The sequence below is a fragment of the Paenibacillus mangrovi genome (assembly GCF_022898935.1).
In the GTDB taxonomy this organism is placed as follows: Bacteria; Bacillota; Bacilli; order Paenibacillales; family Paenibacillaceae; genus Paenibacillus_AQ; species Paenibacillus_AQ mangrovi.
Window position 1 is genome coordinate 36,270 of record NZ_JALIRP010000020.1, and the last position, 9,375, is coordinate 45,644.

A 9,375-nucleotide genomic window follows, 5' to 3' on the forward strand; every position below is an offset into this window, starting at 1 on the left:
CGGGGTTCATACCCTGCCAGGCTGTTGTGTTACTACCGCTTATTCATTAATTAGTAAGAAGCACTGCCCATTTCTTGTTGAAGCTGCTCCATCGTGATAACATCGCTGTCTTTTGGAATGCCGATTTTGAAGGTTTGTTTTTCGTTGATCTTGCTGTATTGGTTCGTCATTTCCATGGAAAGCTTCATGTTATCCTTGGTTTCAGGATCATTGATTTCTACATCCATAACGGCGTTTTGATAGGAAGGGAAATCCTTCTTGTCGATTGCCGTATTCACATTAAACTGGTTGATTTTCAGGTTGTTCTTAAGTTCGTTCAGGCCTTTGTTGAGCTCATCTTTATTTGTAGAGTTCAGGTCGCTTTTAGCTTTATCGATATCTTCTTTAGTCAGACCCAGCATATCGCGGTATTCATCCTTGCCGACGATATCCAGAATTTTAGGTAGCGCCTTGTTGACGAAAATTTCTGCCGCTTCCTTCACATTCTCGTTGGTTACAGAGAACTGCACCACTTGCTTGGCATCTACGCCTTCAGGCAAGTTTGCTTCTTTTACCTTGATATCCTTGAAATATTTCGCTCCGTCATATTCGCCAAACAACGTATTCATGATTTCATTGGTAAGCTGCTGCGTTTTTTTGGTGTCGAGTGAATCAGGATTGAATGTTGTTCCACCTTGCTGAGCCAGTTCCTTCATATCCAGAACAAGATACTTGTTCACCACATTCTCCGGAAGTGGCAGCATTGGAATGCTTGGAATCTTAACATACATCTTTTCTTTCGTCATCACCATTGGGATATTGAAGCTCATGGACATATCGCCCTTCAAATTAATTCCCATGGTAAGCTCGGTTTGCATTGGATCGTTTTGATATACCCCATCAATAGTCACTTCTGCGTTTTTGAGCATGCTGAGCACTTGCTCGGTAGCCGCTGGATCTACGGTATCCTGGCTGGATACCTTCAGATCTTTAATGACCACCTTGCTTTTCATTTCATACGAAGTCATCTTCATCGCATTTCCCGTGGCGCTCTTCATCGCGTCTTTCGGATCCTGCTTACTTGAGCACCCTGCAAGGACCACTGTCATGGACATGAGCAGTGTAAGAATCAGGATACCAAACTTCTTTTTCATCAATTTCTCTCTCCCCTCTCATCTGTACGGCAATAACACACCTATTCATCATAAACCATTTCAACTATAACTGGAACAGATTTTTGGAAATTTTATGGTCGCAAATTAGATTATTTCCTTTTTTTCCTGTTGTGTGAGCTCACATTCAGTTATACGTCATTCGTATCTTTGGGTTTCAAAAATTCGGAAAACGGCTTGTTATAAGTAAATTTCAACATATACGTTATAAAAATAACAACAAAAAAAAGCATTCCGGCATGTACCGAGATGCTTTTCGTAATTTCCAATTTTCCAGAAGCTTAGCCCTCTTTATTCAGATGATCCACATGATTACGATTTTTCACTTTTTTAGAGCCGGAAAGAGGTTCCTTCATCGTGTTACCATCATTATTCCGATGATGTCGACGTCCTTCCGAACGCTGAGCTTCGGGTACTGGAGTGGCTTTCGGTTTACTCATCGATAATTCCCCCCATGCTTCAGATTAAGGATGAATCAGGTCTGTAGGCTTGTCACGATTATCTGCATCTTTATGTCTGCGATCATTCTCATCCTGCTGGATTTGCTGCGCATGATGGCTGTTTACTGGTGATTCGTTCAGTTCATCAATGACGTTGCTCAAGTTCTTGTCCAGCCCGGGCTTAGCCTTAGTCATCTTCTTCCCTCATTTCCCTTGTAAGAGTGATGAGTCAAATCATGGAGTGCTTGTGCGCATTCATGAATTTGGCGGGCGTATCCCTGAGTCATATCCTGAATGACTTCTGTTCGCTCGTCCACGGTTTGCCCTTCCCTCTCGACATCTACCAGATCGACCTTTACCTCACGCGTATCCAAATAAGAGCACTGAAAGTCAAAGGAATACATCTGGCGGCCTGCAGTATCAATATGGATACGGAGGGCATTAGGATTTGCCTCATCGGCCAAAACCTGAGCGGAATCCGACGGATCCAAATTCTTCGGCAACTGCGACTGCCAAGCATCGACCAACTGGTTTTGGTTTAGTTGAAAATCTCGGTTCATGTCATCACACCCCCTGCACTTTAATGTGCGGAGAAGCATGCTTATTTATTCGTTATAGCCACCATTGCAGCTGTTATTTTGAAGGAGAAAAATGGCACAAAAAAAGAAGCCTTCCTTTTTCAAGAATGACTTCTGTCGTTGTTAGTTCTGGCGGAGAGGATGGGATTCGAACCCATGTGGAGTTGCCCCCTAACGGTTTTCAAGACCGCCCCGTTATGACCGCTTCGGTACCTCTCCAGGTGGTAAACATTTTTCAATTACATAAAGCGTAACAAAAATATCTTACCACAGATTATTTAGATGATCAAGCCCTATTTATTTTTGGGTTGAATTACCTGCACATTCCCCATGTAAGGCTGCAGTACTTCAGGTACAACCACACTGCCGTCAGCCTGCTGATAATTCTCCAAAATGGCAGCGACGGTACGTCCTACGGCAAGTGCAGAGCCATTCAGAGTATGCACAAATTCCGGTTTAGCTTTCGGTTCTGGACGGAACCGGATATTCGCCCGGCGCGCCTGGAAGTCCTCTGTATTCGAGCAGGAGGAGATTTCGCGGTACATACCGCTCTCAGGCAGCCATACTTCAAGATCATACGTTTTGGCGGCTGAGAAGCCCATATCACCCGTACTGAGCGCCATGACGCGGTATGGCAGCTTCAGCAGCTGCAGGACATGCTCAGCATTGGCTGTCATCTTCTCAAGCTCTTCATATGAGGTTTCTGGAGAAACGAGCTTCACCAGCTCCACTTTATTGAATTGATGCTGACGAATCAAACCACGGGTATCCCGTCCTGCCGAACCGGCTTCGGAACGGAAGCAGGAACTGTATGCCACAAAATGTTTCGGCAGATCTTCTGTCGACAGAATCTCGTCGCGGTAGTAGTTGGTTACAGGCACTTCCGCAGTAGGGATCAAGTAATAATCCGTATCACGGATCTTGAACAGATCCTCCTCAAACTTCGGCAGTTGTCCCGTACCACGCAGGCTGTCTCCGTTGACGATATACGGTGGAAGCATTTCTTCATAGCCATGCTCACTGCTGTGAAGATCCATCATAAAGTTAATCAGGGCACGCTCCAAACGCGCTCCAAGTCCCTTATAAAAAGTAAACCGCGATCCCGTTACTTTGGCTGCTGCTTCAAAGTCCAGAATATCCAGCCCCTGCGCAATATCCCAGTGGGCTTTGGGTTCAAAATCGAATGTCGTAGGCTCTGCCCAGCGACGAACCTCGACATTATCCTCTTCAGAGGCTCCTACCGAAACCGATTCATGCGGAATATTCGGAATCGCCATCATCATCTCAGAAATGGATGCTTCAAGCTCACGGACTTCCTCGTCCATCGCTTTAATTCGGTCCGAAACTTCACGCATCTCGAGGATCAACTCTTCAGCATCTTCCTTATTTTTCTTCCGTTTGGCTACTTCACCCGAGACAATGTTCCGGCGGTTTTTCAGTGTTTCACTTTCCTGAAGCAGTTCTCTGCGGCGTGTATCTAGCTCCGGAAATCCTGCGATCAAATCCAGCGATTTATTCCGGTTTTTGAGCGCTTGCTCAACCTTGGCATAGTCACTTCGCAATATCTTTACATCCAACATTGGACAATCCTCCTAAAAATCTTACCAGTATCCGTAACAGCTATTACTTACTGATTTCTTCAAAAAAATAACCCCGACTCTGTGAAGACGCTCAGCCTGCAGCCGGCTATAGATCCGGAACAAGCAGGCTGTTATTGTCTTCCTATCCAAAGCTTACCCTATTGGAGGCCCCAGATATCATCAAAAGAGTCAAGGTGTTGTCATGTTATATATCGGTACGAAGGCAGGATTTTATGACGCTTGACTGGCTTTTACCATATCCACGAAGTACTGATGGAATCGGTAATCATCGGTCAGCTCCGGATGGAACGACGATGCCAGCAAATATCCCTGTCTCGCCGCTACAATCTCACCGTTGTAGGAGGACAATACGTCTACTTGCTCTCCTACAGCGCGGATCAAAGGTGCGCGGATAAATACAGCGCGGATTGGCTCATCAATTCCTTTGACATCCAGATCGGCCTCAAAGCTCTCCCGCTGACGCCCAAACGCGTTACGCGCCACAGTCATGTCCATTAGCTCTAAATGAGCTTCTTCCTGACCTTCTATTGTCTTGGCTAGCACAATCAGACCTGCGCAGGTTCCAAAAACAGGCTTGCCGTCCGCCGAAAACTGGCGGATGGCTTCTATAAAATCGTATTTACGCATCAGCTTGCCGATGGTCGTGCTCTCGCCGCCCGGAATAATCAGGCCCTGAATCTCCTGAAGCTCTTCCTTCTTCTTAATGGCAACGCCCTGTGCACCTGCAAGTTCAATGCTGCGGATATGCTCTGCTACAGCACCCTGAAGTGCCAAAACCCCGATTTTCATATGTCGCCCTACCTTCTCTCTCTTACCAGCCGCGGTCCGACATCCGTTCAGCTGGACTCAGCTTCGAAATCTCGATGCCCTTCATTGGGGTGCCTAGGTTCTTCGAAACTTCAGCAATCAGCTTGTAGTCTTGGTAGTGAGTGGTTGCTTCTACAATCGCACGTGCAAATTTCTCCGGATTATCCGATTTGAAAATACCAGAGCCAACGAATACGCCGTCTGCACCCAAATGCATCATCAATGCAGCATCAGCTGGTGTAGCGACACCGCCTGCAGCAAAGTTTACAACGGGCAGCTTGCCGTTTTCATGAACACCAACGAGAAGGTCGTAAGACACGCCCAGGTTCTTCGCTTCGGCATAAAGCTCGTCCTTCGACATGCTTTGCACCTTGCGGATTTGGCTGTTGATAAAACGCATGTGGCGGACAGCCTCAACAATGTTGCCTGTTCCCGGCTCGCCCTTGGTACGGATCATGGATGCACCTTCGCCGATGCGGCGCAGTGCTTCACCCAGATCCTTCGCTCCACATACGAATGGAACGGTGAAGTCCCATTTGTCGATATGGAATACTTCATCTGCCGGAGTCAAAACTTCGCTCTCGTCGAGATAGTCAACGCCAAGGGATTCCAATACTTTTGCTTCTACAAAATGACCGATACGGGCTTTCGCCATAACCGGAATGGATACGACTTTCATGACTTCCTCGACGATCGTAGGATCAGCCATGCGGGCTACGCCACCAGCTGCACGAATATCGGATGGTACGCGTTCCAAAGCCATTACAGCTGTCGCGCCTGCCGCCTCAGCGATTTTTGCCTGTTCGGCATTCATGACGTCCATGATGACGCCGCCTTTTTGCATTTCTGCCATACCTCTTTTGACTCTCGAAGTTCCCGTTTCCATATCTACGCCTCCCGAAATGTATATCATGTAATGAACTTAAATCGATATGAAGAAAACATCATTATTGATGTATTTTCACAGAAGACAGGGCCGCTGTCCGCGGCAGTTATGCTTGCGATATCAGAGAGTATTCATCAAGCTAAAACGTTCTGACATCTTAAAAGAGATTCTTGATACTGTTAAACAGGTCTCCAAACATGTCTTTGATGGCACGGAAGAACAAACGGAACCAGCCGCCCTTTTCGACTTCCTCGGAAGTCACTAGGTTCACAGTTTTGGTCTGTGGCTGATCTATTCCTTCGGCTTTGTACGTATAAGTAACGGTACCCACCTTAGTTCCCTTCTTGATCGGAGCTACCAACTTGTCCTCAGGCTCGAGCTGTGTTTTGGACTGAACGCCTTTCACTTCGCTGCCTTTTGGTACGATAAAGCTGACGTCCGAATCCGTTACAACGCCCACTTCCGTGGCCTTGCCTTTTTTCACAGGAACCGTATCAAGACCCTCCACCTTGGATTTGCCTGCGACAACCTGTTTGATTTCAAAGTTATCAAAGCCGTAATCGAGCAGTTTCTTCGTTTCCGTAAAACGGTGTGCTTCAGAATCTGTTCCCATAACGACGCTGATCAGGCGCATTCCATCTCTTTCCGCCGTTCCTGTAAAACAGTTGCCGGCATTTTGCGTGTGTCCTGTTTTAAGTCCATCAAGACCTGGATATGCATAAGCTTTGAAGTTCGGGACATTCTTATTCGATTCAAGCATCCAATTGTAGTTCACAATTGGAGCCTTATCACGTTCCCGGAATTTATACGATTGAATAGAAGTGAATTTTGCAAAATCAGGATGATCCATAACAATATGTTTACCAAGAATGGCCGCATCCATTGCTGACATGACATCTTCTTTATCCGTATCCGGGCGATATTTTTCAGGCATGTCCTTTTTATCAAGCCCGGTTGCGTTGATGAAATAGGCCGTCTTCATCCCCAATTCCTGGGCAGTCTTGTTCATTAGCTTGACGAATTCCTGTTCGGAACCCGACACGCGCTCGGCAAGAGCCACTGTCGCGTCATTCGCTGAACCAACCGCCATCGCGGTGTACAATTCCTCTACGGTATGTACGTCTCCCTGAGCCAAAAAAATTCGTGAGCCAACGGTCTGGGCAGGATTCTCGCCTACGGTTACTTTATCGGTCCACTTCAGCTTTCCCTCTTTGACCTGTTCAGCGACGATATACTCCGTCATCATCTTGGTCATACTTGCAGGAGGAAGCGGTTTATCCGCATTCTCAGAGAAAAGTATCTGGCCTGTTGTCGGTTCGATGAGAACCGCTGACAACACGTTCAGGTCAGGCTTTTGGATACTGCCCGCAACAGTTGTCTGCGCAGTGTTGGTAGTTGCTGCTGTACTTGCCGGAGCCTTTTCTGCAAATACCATTGCAGCCGGCAAAGCGGATAAGCATAGCATATTCAAAAGCATAACCGAAGCTACGCTCTTTTTAACGAGATGATGTTTGTGTTTTTGATGACCAGCCACACGGCTTGTCCGTTTCCATTTCTTACTCAATGAAGTCTATCTCCCCTCTTGCCCTACTCAAATTCTTACTTGTTCTATTCTATCACAGGGAATTAATCAAAAAAAGACAGACAGGACGAAATTCGACCTGTCTGTACAAGAAGATGTTGGTTTTGTGCAAACCTACTTCTGAATTATAAGGAATAATCTGGAGCTTCTTTCGTAATTTGGATATCATGCGGATGGCTTTCGCGCAGGCCCGCACCTGTAATGCGGACGAACTGGGTATCTTCTCGCAGTTCTTCAAGTGTCTTCGTTCCGCAATATCCCATACCGGAGCGAAGCCCGCCAATCAATTGGTGAATGGTGTCAGCGAGTGGACCTTTATAAGCGACACGGCCTTCGATACCTTCCGGTACAAGCTTCTTGTCATCATCCTGGAAGTAGCGGTCCTTACTTCCCTGCTTCATGGCAGCCATAGAGCCCATACCGCGATATACCTTGTAACGGCGACCTTGGTAAATTTCCGATTCCCCAGGGCTTTCTTCCGTACCGGCAAACATGCTTCCGAGCATAACCGCGTGTCCGCCTGCAGCCAGTGCCTTGGTAATCTCACCAGAGTATTTGATGCCGCCGTCCGCGATCAGAGGAATACCATACTCGCGTGCCACTTTCGCGCAATCATAAATAGCCGTAATTTGCGGTACGCCGATACCGGCAATAACGCGTGTGGTACAGATGGATCCAGGACCAATACCGACCTTGACCACCGATGCTCCGGCTTCAATTAACTCACGTGTAGCTTCGCCGGTTGCCACGTTACCAGCGATGATGGTCAATTCTGGATACAGGCTACGCAGATTACGAACCGCGTCAATAATGTTGATGTGATGTCCGTGAGCGGAATCGACTACAATCACATCCACACCGGCTTTTACCAAAGCTTCAGCACGGTCAAATCCGTCTTTCGAGATACCAATCGCTGCTCCAACCAGCAAACGTCCTTGAGCATCCTTCGCTGCATTCGGGAACTGAATCGCTTTTTCAATATCCTTAATGGTAATAAGGCCCTTCAGCACGTTGTTCTCATCAACCAAAGGGAGCTTTTCGATTTTATGCTTTTGAAGTAGTACTTCGGCTTCCCCTAGGGTAGTTCCAACCGGAGCCGTTACCAGATTTTCGTGAGTCATGACTTCTTTGATCTGAATGCTGTAGTCATGCACAAAACGCAGGTCACGGTTCGTCAGGATCCCAACCAGCTTATGCTGCTCGTCCACGATCGGAACTCCGGAGATGCGGAATTTGGCCATCACTCTCTCAGCATCGGAAACAAGGTGGTCAGGTGTCAAGGAAAATGGATTTGTAATAACGCCGCTTTCCGAGCGTTTTACACGATCTACTTCTTCAGCTTGCTGCTCAACCGACATATTTTTATGAATGATTCCGACTCCGCCTTCTCTTGCAATAGCAATCGCCATCGCGGATTCGGTAACGGTATCCATACCGGCACTGATGAGCGGAATGTTAAGCTTCACATGCTTGCTTAATCTTGTGGACACGTCCACTTCCTTCGGCAGCACCTCAGACTTACGCGGCACCAGCAATACATCGTCAAAAGTAAATCCTTCTTTACTGAATTTGTCTTCCCACACCTCGGTATTTCCCCCTCATTTGTCATGAATTGTATTCGTCAAAACCCTTATACTACAAGGCCTGAAAATCATTTTCTGAAAATATATTATTGCCATCTTAGCAAAGGCGCTGTGAGCCTGTCAAGGAATTGAGACTGGTAAAGCTAACAGAAGATGTACTTGTCTAATACCCGCAAATACATGTCCACTGGTACAAGACAACCCACAAAAAAAATACATCCCTTGGTGGGATGTCCAATTTTCGTAAGCTTCATACATCGATTTGATGAGTTCCATTATTTTTTCCTGTTCCGATATCAGGAATCTGAGTAAAGATCCCTTCAGTTAGGATGCACGTTAAAGCAAATTCTAAATCGCCCGGAACCCATAAAATCCTTCATCGTCATCTGATCTTATCATGCCCGGCTAATCAATCCATGTATTCGACATTCAGCATCTCTTACAAACATGGTATTGTTGTATGTATCGGTGTATCCTCCAGAGCACTGATAAAATTATTCCCCCTCATTTTACCACTGCTTTGAAGACACATTGTGCACCTTAGTCAAACTATTATAAGAATCATGATAGAGTATCAGAGAATAATTTCGGATAACACAAAAGAACCACTGTCGATTATTATCAACAGTGGTTCTTCGCTTGGCAGCGTCCTACTCTCCCAGGACCCTTCGGTCCAAGTACCATCGGCGCTGGAGGACTTAACGGTCGTGTTCGGGATGGGTACGCGTGGAACCCCTCCGCCATCGC

General features: G+C 46.6%; 9 protein-coding genes, 1 tRNA gene and 1 rRNA gene. All 11 read right to left on the reverse strand.

Annotated features, from left to right (window positions below; translation table 11 throughout):
- Positions 1 to 50: 50 nt before the first annotated feature.
- A complete protein-coding gene (locus MUG84_RS26340; RefSeq protein WP_244731138.1) occupies positions 51 to 1,133 on the reverse strand; it encodes a DUF6612 family protein in 1,083 nt (360 codons plus the stop codon).
- Between the two features lie 299 nt (positions 1,134 to 1,432).
- Complete coding sequence (locus MUG84_RS26345; RefSeq protein ID WP_244731139.1) at positions 1,433 to 1,591, reverse strand: small acid-soluble spore protein P; 159 nt, start codon at positions 1,589 to 1,591, stop codon at positions 1,433 to 1,435.
- Between the two features lie 24 nt (positions 1,592 to 1,615).
- Positions 1,616 to 1,786: a hypothetical protein gene (locus tag MUG84_RS26350; protein WP_244731140.1), complete on the reverse strand. Its 171-nt coding sequence runs from the start codon at positions 1,784 to 1,786 to the stop codon at positions 1,616 to 1,618.
- Positions 1,783 to 2,151 (reverse strand): hypothetical protein, encoded by a 369-nt coding sequence (locus MUG84_RS26355; RefSeq protein WP_244731141.1) that lies wholly within the window; start codon positions 2,149 to 2,151, stop codon positions 1,783 to 1,785. The genes MUG84_RS26350 and MUG84_RS26355 overlap by 4 nt, the downstream gene beginning before the upstream one ends.
- Before the next feature lie 148 nt (positions 2,152 to 2,299).
- A tRNA-Ser gene (locus MUG84_RS26360) sits at positions 2,300 to 2,388 on the reverse strand.
- A gap of 74 nt (positions 2,389 to 2,462) precedes the next feature.
- Positions 2,463 to 3,749, reverse strand: coding sequence for a serine--tRNA ligase (gene serS, locus MUG84_RS26365; RefSeq protein WP_244731142.1), 1,287 nt, complete (start codon positions 3,747 to 3,749; stop codon positions 2,463 to 2,465).
- A gap of 231 nt (positions 3,750 to 3,980) precedes the next feature.
- Positions 3,981 to 4,559: a pyridoxal 5'-phosphate synthase glutaminase subunit PdxT gene (pdxT, locus tag MUG84_RS26370; RefSeq protein ID WP_244731143.1), complete on the reverse strand. Its 579-nt coding sequence runs from the start codon at positions 4,557 to 4,559 to the stop codon at positions 3,981 to 3,983.
- A gap of 22 nt (positions 4,560 to 4,581) precedes the next feature.
- The gene (pdxS, locus tag MUG84_RS26375; RefSeq protein ID WP_244731144.1) at positions 4,582 to 5,463 is read right to left on the reverse strand and encodes a pyridoxal 5'-phosphate synthase lyase subunit PdxS; all 882 of its coding nucleotides are present in this window, start codon (positions 5,461 to 5,463) and stop codon (positions 4,582 to 4,584) included.
- Between the two features lie 157 nt (positions 5,464 to 5,620).
- Positions 5,621 to 6,940, reverse strand: coding sequence for a D-alanyl-D-alanine carboxypeptidase family protein (locus MUG84_RS26380; RefSeq protein ID WP_244731149.1), 1,320 nt, complete (start codon positions 6,938 to 6,940; stop codon positions 5,621 to 5,623).
- Positions 6,941 to 7,170: 230 nt separating this feature from the next.
- A complete protein-coding gene (gene guaB / locus MUG84_RS26385) occupies positions 7,171 to 8,628 on the reverse strand; it encodes an IMP dehydrogenase (RefSeq protein WP_244731145.1) in 1,458 nt (485 codons plus the stop codon).
- Between the two features lie 637 nt (positions 8,629 to 9,265).
- Positions 9,266 to 9,375 (reverse strand): 5S ribosomal RNA (rrf, locus tag MUG84_RS26390); the annotation flags it as partial.